Raw genomic sequence first — 12,311 nt, 5'->3', positions numbered from 1 at the left:
AAAAGCCGCTGTTAAAGCGACTTTCCGTACTCTTTAAAAAGAGTGGCGCGAGTGACGGGACTTGAACCCGCGGCCTCCGGCGTGACAGGCCGGCGCTCTAACCAACTGAGCTACACCCGCTTGGTGTGGCGCGGTTTATATAAGGGGTGGTTCGGTCTGGCAAGGGCTTTTTTTCAAAAAAATGAAGCCCTGATTGGTCAGGGTAAAAGGGGCATTGCAAATGCGTTGAAAACCGGGTGTCGGAATGCGTGGGCGGTGGGGTAGAAATGCCGTTTTCGCGCGGTACAGGATTGGGAAATCGACTTGGCTGTTTTTGCAACATGTTGCGCATGAGCGATGGATGCCATGTCGCTCGTCGGCATGTCAGTTCAATACGAAAAGGGGATGGGAAACAAAAAACGCCAACGGCGAACCGTGGCGTCTTTTTTGAACTTTCCATCAGGTGGAAAGTGGCGCGAGTGACGGGACTTGAACCCGCGGCCTCCGGCGTGACAGGCCGGCGCTCTAACCAACTGAGCTACACCCGCTCGGTGTGTGGCGCGGTTTCTAACAGCAGGTCCGAGGGGGCGCAAGACCTTTTTTGATCGTGTTCGATACTTTTTTGGCTGTCGCCACCATGGCGCGTTTTGTGTCTTGCAAAATATATCCTTGAGGTGATGGATTTCTGCTGCAGATTGTTTCCGGGACCTGTTTGATGCTGATCAAAGTACAGGTCTGTAAGCAGATGTAAAAGTTTGGGATGATTCAAAAACAGGGTGCGGGGCCCTGACAGGGAATAATCGAAGCGGGGGCTTCATGGGGAACACGATCCTTGCCGTGCTTGATGACATAGATGCCGGACTAAAAGCCGATCTTGCGACGAGATCAAACGCGATAACGTCTGCAATCCGCCCCAGAGGCGGCGTGACGTGCGATCTGCGGATCGTGCGCAGCCTGATTTTGCTGTGGAGTGGACAGAACGCCGCCTTGGCCGGGGGTAGTGACGAAGTCCGTCAATGGATCATGGATCAGCTGCCCGAAATTACCGAGCGGCTGGAGCGGATCGAGGCGCGCATGGAGCATGCCATTGATGACAATGAGCGTGACGCGGCCAGACAGGTCATGTTTTTCGCGGTGAACGGGAACGCACGGTGATGGCACGCATCGCCAGCACCCCTGTCCGATGCGGCCAAAGGCCTTTGATGGCTGGGTTGCTGGCAGGCTATTCGCGCGGCAGTTCGTAGCGTTCAGCAAGCTTGGTCAGTGCGGCAACGGTTGCCTGTTCGACGGTGGTGCCAAACCCGGTGACGCGGCTTGCCAGAATGACGTAAAGAGAATCAATATGAAGCTGAATGACGAGAAGCTGCTTCATGTTGGCAGTGGTCCGGTCTGCGACAAAGATTTCAAGTGACTTTGCGATCTGTGTCATCAGCGGATACTGGAATGTTCCCCCCAGTGCCTTCACCGAATAGGCAAGGTCGGAACTGTTTTCCAGCGCGGTTGATGCCTTTGAATTATCGCTGATGGCGGCAACGACCAGTTTGCGGCAGTCGGCAAGGTCCTTGCCTATATCGCGAACAAAGGTTTCCGTGCTGCGCTGGACGACCTGCTCAAGTTCGTCGAGCTGTTGAGGGGACAGATTGATGTCAAAGCCCTTGACGAAATTGACCGTACGTCGCTTCAGATCCGTCTGAGGCGGAATGATCTGGGCTTTTTTCTTTTTCTTTTCGGGCGTCACGATTGCTCCGGTCCCCCAATCATAATGGGTCATTAATCATCGGGGCTCCGTCTGTCGGGGCCGTCGAAGGCGACCTGTCTGCGGCGGCGATCCGGCCCGAAATAGGTGCCGGTATTGACGAAATGCCGCGGACGGGTGATGACCGATACCAGTCTGCTATAAAGTGCCTTGGCATTGAACGGTTTGGCAAGAAATTCCGTGATGCCGAGGTCACGCGCAGTGGTGACGTATCGCTGCTCCGAATGTGCTGTCAACATGATTACCGGAATGAACCGGTTGGGAGAATTGACCGAATTCCTGAGAACATCAAGGAATTCAAGGCCATCCATCCCGCGCAGACGCCATTCGGTGACGATGATATCAATCTGCTGGGTCCGGAGAACCTCGAACGCATCGTTCGGGGAGCGGACACGCTGCACGGCTGTCGCACCAAGATACGAAAGTGTATCGAAAACTACCTGGGCCGAAATCTTGTCGCCATCGACGACCAGAAAACTGATTTTACTGAAATCGATCTTTGCGCTCATTCGGCCTTTTATCCTGTGCGTCGTCACGGTCCCGGTCCTTGTTCTGGTCAGGGCCTTTTTTCGCGTGATGATCGTACTAGCGTGATCCTAATTGCTTATACCTTTGTCTGATTAGCAGCAAGGCTAAAGCGGCGTTTTGTCAGCTTGGAATTCTGGCAAATACTGACGCCTAACCTTGTGCAGATATTGAACAAACGACGTTTGCGTTCTATTTGTTCACGCTCATGACCCCACAGATCACCCTATATTGGGCGGGTCTGCAAAATTAAAAGGGCAAGATCAGGAATGATCGGGAACGGTGTCGGGCAGGGGTTCGGTTGTGCCTTCTTCGTCAATGACCTGAACGGCCACGCCCGCCTCGCCAAACATTTCGGTCGAGATGGTCATGTCCTGCTGCCAGCGTTCGAGAAAATCGTGGGTCAGTTTGCTTTTATCGACAAATACTTCGGCGATGCCGGCCTGAATGATGGCGCGCGCGCAGTCACAGCAGGGGAAATGGGTGACATAAAGCGCGCAGCCGTCAAGCGATGTGCCGGTGTAGCTGGCATTATAGATCGCATTGCGTTCGGCATGTTCGGTATAGGCGTATTTTTCCGGGCGTTGATGGCGGCTTTCGACATTGTCATCGACACCGCGGGGAAACCCGTTATAGCCAACGGCGCGAATTTCTTTTTTCGGGCCAATGACAACCGCGCCGACCTGGGTGCTTCGGTCTTTTGACCATTCGGCAATATGGGATGCCAGTCCCAGGAAGCGATGATGCCATTTGCTCATTTGTCCGATCCCCGATGTGTTCGCGCACGGTTGTAAATGTGCGGTTATCAAAAGCGATTGCCGGGCAGGGCCGCCTGCCAGCAATTGATTGCTGCACTGCTTCTTTAAAGGAGTGCCTGCTTGTAATTGTCCAGAGAAAAATCACATTTTTGTAAAGGCATTTAGCGAAAAGTCCCTGTTCAAACAGGGCTTGATTGACTATTAAGGGGGTACCCCCAGAGAAAAATCAGGACGTCTCGACGCCTCGCCGGGAAGCTATGGCCGAAGCGGAGAGACCCAATGGAAACCAAAAAACAAGAGGTAAGAGCCGATGCGCCGACAACGTAAGGCGAAGATCATCGCAACCCTGGGGCCAGCGAGCTCTCATCCGGAAACTCTGGAAAAGATCGTAAGGGCGGGTGTTGATGTATTCCGGCTGAATTTCTCGCATGGTGAACATGCAGAGCATCAGGCGCGTTTTGAAACAATCCGTGAAGTCGAGGCCAAGCTTGGCCGTCCGATTGGCGTGCTGATGGATTTGCAGGGGCCAAAGATCCGCTGCGGTACCTTTGCCGACGAAAAGATCGAACTTGAAGCCGGTGCGACCTTCCATTTCGATATGGACAAGAAGCCGGGGGATAAAACCCGCGTTTCATTGCCCCATCCCGAAGTTTTTGCAGCACTCAAGCCCGGTGCGAACCTGTTGCTTGACGATGGCAAGCTGCGCATGCGGGTGGAAAAATGCGATAGCAAATCAGCCGAGTGCACCGTTATTACCGGTGGGCCGCTGTCGAACCGCAAGGGCGTTAATCTGCCCGACGTGATGCTGCCGATGTCGCCCCTGACCGAGAAGGATCGTATTGATCTGGATTACGGTCTTGAGATGGGCGTTGATTTCGTCGCACTTTCATTCGTACAGCGTCCTGAAGACGTTGCCGAGGCGCGCAAGATCATCAATGGTCGTGCGGCAATCGTTTCCAAGTTGGAAAAGCCGCAGGCGATTGAGCATCTTGATGAAATCGTGGCCCTTTCGGATATCATTATGGTCGCACGTGGTGATCTGGGTGTTGAATGCCCGCCGGAAGATGTTCCGATCCTGCAGAAACGCATCATCAAGGCGTGCCGCGAAGCTGGCAAGCCGGTGATTGTTGCGACCCAGATGCTGGATTCGATGGTTAGCAACCCGGCCCCGACCCGTGCCGAAGCATCCGACGTTGCGACCGCCATTTATGACGGTGCCGATGCGGTGATGCTGTCAGCCGAAAGTGCGGTGGGCAAATATCCGATCGAAACCGTCAGCATCATGGACCGGATCATGATCCGGGTGGAGCAGGACGAGCTTTATTATCGTCTGCGCGATGCCAACCGTCCGGATCCCGAGCATAATGCGCCGGATGCGATCAGTGCTGCGGCCCGTCAGGTTGCTGGAACGATTGGTGCCAAGGCGGTCGTGACTTATACTACGTCGGGTTCAACGTCGCTTCGTGCGGCGCGTGAACGCCCGGAAGTTCCCATCCTTGGGCTGACGCCGAAAATCCAGACGGCACGCCGTATGACGTTGTGCTGGGGCGTGCATGCGGTCTTTACCCGCGATGCGACCAACTTTGCCGAGATGGTCGGCATTGCCTGCGAGGTGGCCAAACGTGAAGAGTTTGCGGCGGCTGGGGATTCGCTGGTGATTACCGCCGGTGTCCCGTTTGGGACCCCGGGGGCGACCAATATCCTGCGCATTGCGTGGTTGTCCGCGAAAAACTGATCAGACTATTGCGTGACGAAACGAGACGGGCGGCAACAAGCCGCCCGTTTTTTTGTGTGAGAGTTTCGCGATGTTCGAAATACCGGCCATACCGCCGGATAGTGGTTTGTATTGTTAATGTTTTTTTGAGTGTTTGCCGTGATAGTCAAAGTGTTCTGACCTGTATCCTTGGTGTTTCCGAGAAACGGTCATGACCATGAGTTTAAAAGGTTTTTGGCTCTTGTATTGTTGTTTGGGGTGGATTGCTTTGCTATAAGCGATCCAAGACCAGATAAAAAATGTTGGCGTTGCAAGGGGTTGACGCCGATTTGCCGAAAGGCAGGGGACAGGGGAATTACTGCGATAATGCTGAACTGGATGTTCAATCGGCAGAAATCGAAGGATGACGGCGTGCTTGACGACAAGTCGGCGGCGAAACTTCGTGATCTGGCGGAAACGGTCCGGAGCATCGCGCCAGACGAGTTTGGCGCGGCCGAACAGGCAAATTCGCGTGCCACCCGTATCCCGCGTAAAAAAGATTCCGATGGTCAACTGGCGCAAAGTGGCCTTGATTATGCCGCGCGCCTGTCTGCCGACCTTGCAGATGATGACGAAGATGAAGACGGCCAGCCGGATTTTGACAGCGACGTCCGCATGGATGTTGCGCGCCGCCTGCGCCGGCATCTGAATGATCTTAGCCCGTCCGAACGCCTTGATATGGTCGAGGAATTCGTAACGGCGATCGGCAATATGGCCGATTGTTATCGCCCGCAGGTCATTGCCCTGATCGAGCAGGAACTGAGCCATACACCTTATATGACACGCCAGGCCGCGATGCGTTTGCGTCAGGATATTGCGGCGATTGGCCGGGTGTCGCTTGGCGAATATGTCGAACTTTTAAGCGATGCCGATTTTCTTGATATTCTGCGTGGGCGCGGCGAGTTTGTGCAAACAGCCGCCGAGAAGCTGGAAGCCGAACAGGAGGCCGCCGCGCAGGCACGTCTGGCACGGGATCGTTCGGAAAAGGAAAAGGGCGGGTTGCTTAACCGGTTGCTGTCGTCGGATGACGCACCGCGCAATGTCGTTGCCCTGACCCCGAAATTCGGCAGCAGGAAAGAAAGCGCCAGCAAGACGCCACATGATGAAATGGCGGATGGTCGCAACAAGATTTCCCGTCAGGCGCAGCGCCGTGTGGCGCATTTCATTCTGGCATCTTTGTTCGACACGCTGGTCGAACGCGGTCGCATGCGGGCCGAAGTGGCACGCGCCATGCGCCAATCAGTGCGCCAGCGTATTGAAAAAGCAAAGTTCGAGAGTCGCATTGTAAGCCGCACGGCACCGGTTCCGGTGGAACATGAGTTTGACGATGTGATGCATGACGATGCGGGCGAGCAGGGCGGGCCGGTCGAGCCGGTTACCATCGATCATTACATTCTTGATGCGTTGTCGCGTAACGAAGACGCGCTGGTGGTTCAGAGCCTTGCGCATTATGCGCAGATGCCTGCTGCAATCGTTTCCAAAATCCTTGATTCGGGAAGTGCACGCGCGATTACCGCGCTGGCATGGCGTGCGGGGATGAGTGCCCCGTCGGCGGTTGTCCTTCAGATGAGTGCTGCGATCCCCGAAGACAGCATCGAGCGCCCGGCAGCGGGTGGCCGTTATGCCATGGCATCGACGGATATGGATTGGTATATCGATTTCTTTAACGAGCTTCAGCCTTCCGGACCGCGTGGTCGTGCGGCGGGTACGACGGCTGCGGCATCGCCGCACGGTTCCGAAAAGTCTGGTCGTACACGCCGCCTGTCGGATGATCGACCCCAGGGGCCGAAAGGAGAGTAAACGGGATGCGCAAGGATCTCGGAATCTCCTATGACGGGCTGAAATATGCCCTTTCCATCAAAGATAATTATCGCAGTGGCGAACCGCTGACTGTTACCGGGGCAGGGGCGCAGCAGCGGCTTCTTATGCCGGAGCATTTGCTGAGCAATGATCTGGCATTGATGCAGTATGATGATCCGCTGGCACTTGCGGTGATTGCAATCAAGGATCCGGAAAGCCCGATGGCATTGGCCGCCGCGATCCGTATGGGACCGCACGCCAAGTGCAAGGAACTTATTACCGGTGTTTTTGAAGTGGTGTCAGAAGCAACCAAGCATGAACTGGTGGCCGATTGCGCCAAGCTTCTGTCACGGAATGCGTTCAGCCCGGAAGCGTTCCAGTTGGTGCGCAACCGCGCAAGCAACCATGTTGTCGAAATTCGCGAAGCCTATCGCCGGGCGATGGCGGGTAATTTGCGCGCGCTTCTGGATGGCAAGATGGCCGCGCGCGAATTTGTCGAGGAATTCATCGAACTGGCATCGCATGGCAATTTGCGGATTGATATCTATCGTCGTCTGGTGATGAAGCTGATGCGTTCCGACGCTGTGCGCCCAAGTGTCAAATTCATGCTTCTGGAGCGGCTGGATAAGTTTCCGCAGATGGTCAAGCTGCAGATTGTTAACGAGGTTAACTCTGCGCCGGATACGCCGGAATACCAGACCCTGAAACAGGAACTGCGCTGGATCTACGAAAGCAAGGCACGGGAAAAGACCACGCCAGAAGCGCCGGAAACATCGAAAAACTGGTTTGGCGGTTCGTCACTTGATTACGGTGCCGCAGCAGGGCTTCAAAGCCGCAATGCGATCATCAAGCCCCAGCCGCCAACCCTGAAACGGCAAAGCGTTCCGTCGATGATGGCCAGTGGCGGGTTCAGTTCACGTGAAATTTCATCCTGGCTGAACTGATTTAAGCCAGACGTGCTGCAACACCCGGCAATGCCTGTTCAGCCCGCCAGACGACTGGCGGGTTTTGTTGTTTCCGGGGGCTGCGTGGCCAAGCCTGCCTGATGTTCCAGATAAACCGTACAGACAACACGCAGAAGCGATGCGAAATTGGGAATATCGCCGCGCTGGCTGACAACTTCATCATGGAGTTTGCCAAGGAATTGCGGGGTGCTGAAGCCCTCGCCCGCGGCGATTTCATCGAGGATCTGCCAGAATCGCTGTTCAAGGCGGACACTGGTTACAACGCCATTGATGCGCAAAGATCGACTGACGGATTGATAAAGTTCGGGATTGGTGCCGGAATAGATCTGACACATGATGACGACCTCTCCTGTTTTTGCCACCGACGATGGAACGTCGGTGGCTGGTTACAGGGTCATGGTCCGGCAAACCGTGCCGAAAGGCAATCGCCGATTGTTCTAGAGGCTGATTTCAGTCCCAAGCAGGGTCAGGAAACCGGCCAGCCATTTCGGATGTGCCGGCCATGCCGGTGCGGTGACAAGATTGCCGTCGATGCAGGCATCATCAATCGCGATTTCAGCATAAATCCCACCGGCAAGGCGTACTTCGGGGGCGCAGGCCGGATAGGCAGATACACGGCGATCTTTGAGGATATCCGCCGCAGCAAGAATTTGCGCACCGTGGCAGACCGCGGCAATCGGTTTATCGGCATCGTTAAAGTCACGAACCAGACGGATGACATCCTCGTTCAAGCGCAGATATTCCGGGGCGCGACCGCCGGGGATCAGAAGGGCATCATAGTCCTGCACCCGGGCTTTTTCGAAATCGGCATTCAGCGCAAAATTGTGCCCGCGCTTTTCGCTGTAGGTCTGGTCGCCTTCGAAATCGTGAATGGCGGTCGCAATCGAATCACCAGCTTTTTTGTTGGGGCAGACGGCGTCAACCGAATGGCCAACGGCAAGCAGCGTCTGGAACGGAACCATGGTTTCGTAATCTTCGGCATAGTCGCCGACCAGCATCAGGATTTTTTTCGCTGACATTATTTTATCCTCCCGTTTGTTGTGATCCTGAAACTATAGATCATGGCGGGGATCAGCAGGTAACAGCGGGCTACTACGCGCGAAAACGAGCGGGAAGAGCTGTGTAAAATAAAAAAGACGGCCCGGGTGGGGCCGTCTTTGGCAGATCAAATTTTTATGACAAATCAGCTTTTGGTGGTTGTTGATTTGCTGGTGGCAGGTTTTTTGGCTGCCGTCGATTTTGTTGCGGTTGTTTTAGCCGCAGGCTTTGCCGCCGTAGTGCGGGTTGCCGGTTTTTTTGCCGGTGCAGCTTTTGCCGGAAGAGCGGTTGATGCTGTTTCGACACCTTCCTTGATATGAAGATCGCGTTGCGGGAAGGGAATCGAGAAACCGGCGGCTTCCAGTTCGGTTTTCGAGCGGCGGCTAAGATCCCAGAAGGCGGCCCAGAAGTCAGCCGTATTGGTCCAACCGCGTGCGGTCAGATCAACCGAGCTTTCGCCAAGGTTGGCAACGAAGCTCATGGGTTCCGGATCTTTCAAGACGCGCGGATCGCTTGCGACCAGATTTTTGAGGAAGTCGAGTGCGGCATCGACATCGTCGTCATAGGAAATACCAACCTTGATATCGAGACGGCGGGTCGGGTTGCGCGAATAGTTTTTGATCGAGCTGTTCCAGATCTGCGAGTTCGGGGCCGACACATAGATACCGTCCGGCGTTTTAAACAGTGTGGTGAACAGGGTGATTTCGACCACGGTCCCGGAAACCGAACCGGCTTCGACAAATTCGTCGACTTTGATCGGGCGCAGGATCAGGATCATGACGCCAGCGGCAATGTTTGAAAGCGTGCCTTGCAGGGCCAGACCGATAGCAAGACCGGCGGCACCGAGTACGGCGATAATGCTTGCTGTCTGGACGCCGAAGTTCGACAGAACCGCGATCAGAACAAAGATCAGTATCAGATAGCGCACAATGCTTGCAGCAAGCGGCTTGATTGTAGAGTCGACGAATTTTGCGTTCTTCAGGGAATGGCGGACCAGGGCGGAGGCGCGACCAGCGACCCACCAGCCGACAATCAGAATAAGAACTGCACCCAGCAGGTCCATTCCGAAGCCCAGCGCAAATGCCTTTAGCATCTCGGCAATTGTCGCCATATCTGTTTCCATCATTTAAACCTCACTTGCTCAGATAATGTATGTGCTGCTAACATGGGTTGTAGTCTAAAGCCCACATACTAGCGTATGATGCTTCAGCATCGCAGGTTTAGGCGATCTTGAAAAGTGACCACAAAATACCACCTGAACCTAATGTTATGGAACTTTTCGTATTTTCGGTCGTTTAGAGACATAATATGACCATCATTGGTGATATTGTAGGTTACTGAATAACAACCTGAACTATAGGGGCAAAAACATGCAGCTTCGTCCGTCTTTTATCTGTGCTATCGGGGGCATCGCCCTTCTTAGCGCGTGTAGCAGTGTCGATAACTCGGGTACGGCCGTCATGTACGGTGGTAACCCGCTGACTTATGGCAACTCCGTCAACAGTGCCGTTACCGGTGCAGAGCCGACCACCGCGTTTGGCAAGGCACTTAAAGCCGAATACATCGCTTACGCACAGCGCGAAGCCGATGAATGGTACGATTTCTTCGACGCCGACTTCTTTGCTAAGAAAGCAGGCAAGGTCGCCGAAAACGAAACCATCCTTCCGGAAGATCCGGCCAACTGGCGTTTTGACGCCGAAGAAATCGCACAGAAGCGCGCCGTTCGTGATGAACTGATTGCTCTTCTTGACGATGGCAAGCGTGAAGCAAAACCGGATACAGCCGCAATTGCGCAGGCTCGTTTCGATTGCTGGATCGAAGAAAGCGAAGAAGGCTGGCAGACCGAACTGATCAGCCAGTGCTGGAAAGATTTTGAAGCAGCAATGACAGAATTGCGCGCAGAAGAGCCGAAAGAAATGGCACCGGCACCGGTTGCAGCCGCACCGCGCCTGTTCACCATCTTCTTCGACTTTGACAGCACCGCGATCACCCCGGTTTCCGAGCGTGTCCTTGATGCCGCTGCCGAGCAGTGGGCTTCGAGCATGAGCAACGTTACCGTTGTTGGTCACACCGATGCGTCTGGTTCGGCTTCGTACAACCAGGGTCTGTCGGAGCGTCGTGCTTCTTCGGCTCTGTCCGAGCTGACCAAACGTGGTGTTAAAGGCGACATGGTTGACAGCGAAGCTGTTGGCGAGAGCGATCTGCTTATCCCGACTCCGGATGGTGTTCGTGAACCGCGTAACCGTCGCGTGACCATCTCGATCGACTAATCCGCGATCGTTTACCAAATCTTCGGCAACGGGGTGGCATGATGCCACCCCGTTGTTTTTTATGGATAGTCTATTAAATACAGAATCTATCCTGTGAATAACGGTTGAAATTGGACGCAATACACCTAATGTCTGCGGGATATCCGAGCCGCGAAAGGGAGAGACGGGGGAAGATGATCAGAAATTTGTGCCGTTCATTGCGCGGTGCCGGTATCTGCGCGATGGCCGTTGTTATCATGGCCGGAAGTTTTGCCCGACCAGGGGCTGCTGCAGATAAAACGCCACCAGTACCATTTGAAAAGCTTTATGCCGCCGAGCGCGGTGACGGCAAGTATCTTCGTTTCAATGCCTTTTCGGGCGAAATTCCGGGCAAGCGGATCAAGGCACTTTTGCGGTCCGGTCAGGTCATCGGTGATCGCATCCTTCTTGCCGAGGACGTCGCGGTTTATTTCCCGGACGGTTATATCGTCCAGTCACAGGTTCGTTTTGGCAAATATATTCCGCGTCCCGGTCTGATCGCCGGTGCTGTTGCCAAACGTGATCATCTGATCGAAAACCCGCGCTATGCGCTTGTCGGGCAGTTTGACCAGATTCTTGGTAAGGAATGCGCGCGCACCGAATATGCCAATGGCTTTGCTGCGCTCCGGATCAAGTCCGATGGCGTGATGTCGCTGGTGATGGAAACATCGGGTCTTTATGACCCGCTGGTGGACGAAGCGACGACAACCTACACGGTGACCAGTGCCGTGCAGCCGGATTTCATCGGCAATCAGGGGCTGGTTCCCGATTTGATGAAAATGTGCGGTCGCGGCTGATTTCGGTCTGCTTGGTATGAAATGAAGGGCACCGCCATTCACGCGGTGCCTTTTGTGTTTTAGGGGTCGGTCCGGCAGGCCGTGTCAGGCGACTTTCCAGTCCGGGGCGAAAAGACGGGGGGTTTCGATTGCCGGGCAACGGTTCATCACGACATCAAGCCCGGCATCCTGCGCGCGGGTGGCAGCCGCGACATTGATGACGCCGAGCTGCATCCAAACGGATTTGGCCCCGATGGCAATTGCCTCGTCGATTACACGACTGGCATCCTCGCTATTGCGGAAGATATCGACCATATCGACCGGCTCATTGATATCGGCAAGGGTTGCAAAGACCCTTTGGCCGTGAATTTCACCGCCGGCCTGACCGGGATTGACCGGAATGACGTGATAGCCGCGCGATAAAAGGAACTTCATGACGCCATTTGACGGGCGTTCGGGTTTCGGGCTGGCACCGACCAGCGCAATTGTTTTGGTACGTTCAAGTAATGCCTGCGTGGCATTGTCGTCGGGATTTTTAAAATCGCTCATATCATCTGCCTTTGGTTTGCGATGCGGCATCTTTATGTCTGTATGATACATAAGGTTTTGATTTGCTGCCGCAATCTTCTGGCGTCGGGATTATGTGATGCCGCGACGCTCGCAGAAAGTTGAT

13 protein-coding genes and 2 tRNA genes are annotated in these 12,311 nt (G+C 54.7%); 6 read left to right on the top strand and 9 right to left on the bottom strand.

What is annotated here, in order from left to right; genetic code table 11:
* Window positions 1-43 precede the first annotated feature (43 nt).
* Window positions 44-120 (bottom strand) — tRNA-Asp (locus TH468_RS14570).
* A 330-nt stretch (window positions 121-450) separates the two neighbouring features.
* A tRNA-Asp gene (locus TH468_RS14565) sits at window positions 451-527 on the bottom strand.
* 268 nt (window positions 528-795) lie between these two features.
* Between TH468_RS14565 and TH468_RS14560 the strand changes: the two genes are divergently transcribed.
* Entirely contained in the window at window positions 796-1,134 is a 339-nt protein-coding gene (locus TH468_RS14560) for a hypothetical protein (protein ID WP_085645247.1), read from the top strand.
* A 67-nt stretch (window positions 1,135-1,201) separates the two neighbouring features.
* Here the strand turns inward: TH468_RS14560 and TH468_RS14555 are convergent, their stop codons facing one another.
* The 3 genes from TH468_RS14555 to TH468_RS14545 form a co-directional block, all read right to left on the bottom strand.
* Window positions 1,202-1,750 (bottom strand): transcriptional regulator, encoded by a 549-nt coding sequence (locus TH468_RS14555; RefSeq protein WP_085645245.1) that lies wholly within the window; start codon window positions 1,748-1,750, stop codon window positions 1,202-1,204.
* Window positions 1,750-2,244 (bottom strand): response regulator, encoded by a 495-nt coding sequence (locus TH468_RS14550; RefSeq protein ID WP_007091654.1) that lies wholly within the window; start codon window positions 2,242-2,244, stop codon window positions 1,750-1,752. Before TH468_RS14550 ends, TH468_RS14555 begins: the two co-directional genes overlap by 1 nt.
* Before the next feature lie 279 nt (window positions 2,245-2,523).
* The gene (locus TH468_RS14545) at window positions 2,524-3,018 is read right to left on the bottom strand and encodes a dCMP deaminase family protein (protein ID WP_085645243.1); all 495 of its coding nucleotides are present in this window, start codon (window positions 3,016-3,018) and stop codon (window positions 2,524-2,526) included.
* Window positions 3,019-3,328: 310 nt separating this feature from the next.
* Here TH468_RS14545 and pyk point away from each other — a divergent pair, with 310 nt between their 5' ends.
* From pyk to TH468_RS14530, 3 genes are all read left to right on the top strand, one after another.
* Complete coding sequence (pyk, locus tag TH468_RS14540) at window positions 3,329-4,753, top strand: pyruvate kinase (RefSeq protein ID WP_085645241.1); 1,425 nt, start codon at window positions 3,329-3,331, stop codon at window positions 4,751-4,753.
* Window positions 4,754-5,098: 345 nt separating this feature from the next.
* Entirely contained in the window at window positions 5,099-6,571 is a 1,473-nt protein-coding gene (locus TH468_RS14535; protein WP_085645239.1) for a DUF2336 domain-containing protein, read from the top strand.
* Window positions 6,572-6,576: 5 nt separating this feature from the next.
* Window positions 6,577-7,515 carry a hypothetical protein gene (locus TH468_RS14530; RefSeq protein WP_085645237.1) on the top strand — a complete coding sequence of 313 codons (939 nt, stop codon included), beginning with the start codon at window positions 6,577-6,579 and terminating at the stop codon, window positions 7,513-7,515.
* A gap of 38 nt (window positions 7,516-7,553) precedes the next feature.
* Here TH468_RS14530 and TH468_RS14525 read toward each other — a convergent pair whose 3' ends face one another.
* From TH468_RS14525 to TH468_RS14515, 3 genes are all read right to left on the bottom strand, one after another.
* Window positions 7,554-7,871 (bottom strand): ribbon-helix-helix domain-containing protein, encoded by a 318-nt coding sequence (locus TH468_RS14525; RefSeq protein ID WP_071241408.1) that lies wholly within the window; start codon window positions 7,869-7,871, stop codon window positions 7,554-7,556.
* A 102-nt stretch (window positions 7,872-7,973) separates the two neighbouring features.
* Entirely contained in the window at window positions 7,974-8,555 is a 582-nt protein-coding gene (locus tag TH468_RS14520) for a DJ-1/PfpI family protein (RefSeq protein ID WP_085645235.1), read from the bottom strand.
* A 164-nt stretch (window positions 8,556-8,719) separates the two neighbouring features.
* Complete coding sequence (locus TH468_RS14515) at window positions 8,720-9,700, bottom strand: mechanosensitive ion channel family protein (RefSeq protein ID WP_246832345.1); 981 nt, start codon at window positions 9,698-9,700, stop codon at window positions 8,720-8,722.
* 244 nt (window positions 9,701-9,944) lie between these two features.
* Here TH468_RS14515 and TH468_RS14510 point away from each other — a divergent pair, with 244 nt between their 5' ends.
* Both TH468_RS14510 and TH468_RS14505 read left to right on the top strand, forming a co-directional pair.
* Window positions 9,945-10,844, top strand: coding sequence for an OmpA family protein (locus tag TH468_RS14510; protein ID WP_071241406.1), 900 nt, complete (start codon window positions 9,945-9,947; stop codon window positions 10,842-10,844).
* A 173-nt stretch (window positions 10,845-11,017) separates the two neighbouring features.
* Window positions 11,018-11,659: a hypothetical protein gene (locus TH468_RS14505; RefSeq protein ID WP_007091645.1), complete on the top strand. Its 642-nt coding sequence runs from the start codon at window positions 11,018-11,020 to the stop codon at window positions 11,657-11,659.
* An 84-nt stretch (window positions 11,660-11,743) separates the two neighbouring features.
* Here TH468_RS14505 and TH468_RS14500 read toward each other — a convergent pair whose 3' ends face one another.
* Window positions 11,744-12,187, bottom strand: a complete 444-nt coding sequence (locus TH468_RS14500) for a CoA-binding protein (protein WP_085645351.1) — start codon at window positions 12,185-12,187, stop codon at window positions 11,744-11,746.
* Window positions 12,188-12,311: the final 124 nt, after the last annotated feature.

Origin of the sequence: Thalassospira sp. MCCC 1A03138 (assembly GCF_002115785.1) — a bacterium.
In the GTDB taxonomy this organism is placed as follows: domain Bacteria; phylum Pseudomonadota; class Alphaproteobacteria; order Rhodospirillales; family Thalassospiraceae; genus Thalassospira.
This window is presented reverse-complemented; position numbering and strand designations above follow the sequence as displayed.

Coding starts and splice junctions, on each gene's coding strand:
- TH468_RS14555 (WP_085645245.1), bottom strand. CDS start 1,750: ATGACCCATTATGATTGGGGGACCGGAGCAATCGTGACGCCCGAAAAG.
- TH468_RS14500 (WP_085645351.1), bottom strand. CDS start 12,187: ATGAGCGATTTTAAAAATCCCGACGACAATGCCACGCAGGCATTACTT.
- TH468_RS14530 (WP_085645237.1), top strand. CDS start 6,577: ATGCGCAAGGATCTCGGAATCTCCTATGACGGGCTGAAATATGCCCTT.
- TH468_RS14535 (WP_085645239.1), top strand. CDS start 5,099: ATGCTGAACTGGATGTTCAATCGGCAGAAATCGAAGGATGACGGCGTG.
- TH468_RS14560 (WP_085645247.1), top strand. CDS start 796: ATGGGGAACACGATCCTTGCCGTGCTTGATGACATAGATGCCGGACTA.
- pyk (WP_085645241.1), top strand. CDS start 3,329: ATGCGCCGACAACGTAAGGCGAAGATCATCGCAACCCTGGGGCCAGCG.
- TH468_RS14550 (WP_007091654.1), bottom strand. CDS start 2,244: ATGAGCGCAAAGATCGATTTCAGTAAAATCAGTTTTCTGGTCGTCGAT.
- TH468_RS14515 (WP_246832345.1), bottom strand. CDS start 9,700: ATGATGGAAACAGATATGGCGACAATTGCCGAGATGCTAAAGGCATTT.
- TH468_RS14505 (WP_007091645.1), top strand. CDS start 11,018: ATGATCAGAAATTTGTGCCGTTCATTGCGCGGTGCCGGTATCTGCGCG.
- TH468_RS14525 (WP_071241408.1), bottom strand. CDS start 7,871: ATGTGTCAGATCTATTCCGGCACCAATCCCGAACTTTATCAATCCGTC.
- TH468_RS14520 (WP_085645235.1), bottom strand. CDS start 8,555: ATGTCAGCGAAAAAAATCCTGATGCTGGTCGGCGACTATGCCGAAGAT.
- TH468_RS14545 (WP_085645243.1), bottom strand. CDS start 3,018: ATGAGCAAATGGCATCATCGCTTCCTGGGACTGGCATCCCATATTGCC.
- TH468_RS14510 (WP_071241406.1), top strand. CDS start 9,945: ATGCAGCTTCGTCCGTCTTTTATCTGTGCTATCGGGGGCATCGCCCTT.